Raw genomic sequence first — 1,370 nt, forward strand, 5'->3', positions numbered from 1 at the left:
GGTTTAACACCAAGTACAGCTTACGAAGTATATGTAAGAGCAAATTGTAATGCAGATGGATTTAGCAATTGGGTAGGACCAGTAAACTTTACGACCTTTAATACACCTCCACCAGCACCAGTTGGTGTAACATGTTCAAGTGGTACATCGACTTTTATTTTTACAGAAGATTTTGGTAACGATACTAACTATGTACCAACAGGTTGGACAGGAAGTGCTTTTGCAGATGGTAATGGTAACTGGGATATTACAACTCCAAATGGTAACTCAGGAGGAACAGGTCCAAATATTACATGGGATGGTAATGCAGGAACACATTTAGAATATGAAGCTTCAGGAGATGCAACTAACATTGCTTCAGCAATTACACCTGCAATTGATTTATCAACAGCAGTAGATGGAGCAGAATTATCATTTTACATGCATGCTTTTGGAGCAGATATGGGAACTTTAAATATAGGTGTTTCTACTTCTGCAACAGGACCATTTACAACAGAATACACTTGGATTGGAGATTACCAAGCAACAGCAGATGAAGCATGGGTACCGATAGGAGTTAATTTAGACGCTTATTTAGGTCAAGTGATTTATATCGAATTTAGCTACGGAGGAGCAGGAACAGGTTTTGAAGGTGATATGTCTATTGATCAAGTAAGAGTTGAGACTTGTGGTAACTTCTGTGTAGCACCAACAGGACTAGCAGTAGCAAATGTTACAGATACAACAGCAGATATTTCTTGGACAGCTAATAATGGTGAGACAGCATGGGAAGTTGTTGTACAAGCAGCAGGAACTGGTATACCAACAGGTTCAGGAACACCTGTAACAACAAACCCTTACACAGCAACAGGGTTAAACTCAAGTACTGTTTACGAAGTATATATATTAGCAGATTGTGGAAGTGGAACAAGTGTATGGGCAGGACCTATCAACTTTACAACATTAAATACACCACCACCACCACCAGTAGGCGTAACTTGTTCTTCAGGAGGATCTACATTTGTATTTACAGAAACCTTTGGAACAACTTCTGGAGCAGCTCCAGCAGGATGGACAGGAACTGGTTTTGGAGGTGCTAACGGAAACTGGAGAATCACTAATCCTAATGCTAACTCATTTGGAACAGGTCCAAATGTGTCATGGGATGGTAATGCAGGTGTACATTTAGAATATGAAGCATCTGGTAGTGCAACAGCAATAGCATCAGCAATTTCGCCAGCAATAGATTTATCACCAGCAGTAGATGGTGCAGAATTATCATTTTATATGCATGCTTTTGGTGCTGATATGGGAACTTTAAATGTAGGTGTATCTACATCACCTACGGGACCATTTACAACAGAATATACTTGGATAGGAGATTATCAAAC

General features: G+C 39.8%; 1 protein-coding gene. It reads left to right on the forward strand.

Annotated features, from left to right (window positions below; translation table 11 throughout):
• A partial coding sequence (locus tag WA327_RS08400; RefSeq protein WP_336068583.1) for a choice-of-anchor J domain-containing protein occupies nt 1–1,370 on the forward strand: 1,370 nt, incomplete at both ends.

Source organism: Mesoflavibacter sp. CH_XMU1404-2, from assembly GCF_037029465.1.
Classification (GTDB): Bacteria; Bacteroidota; Bacteroidia; order Flavobacteriales; family Flavobacteriaceae; genus Mesoflavibacter.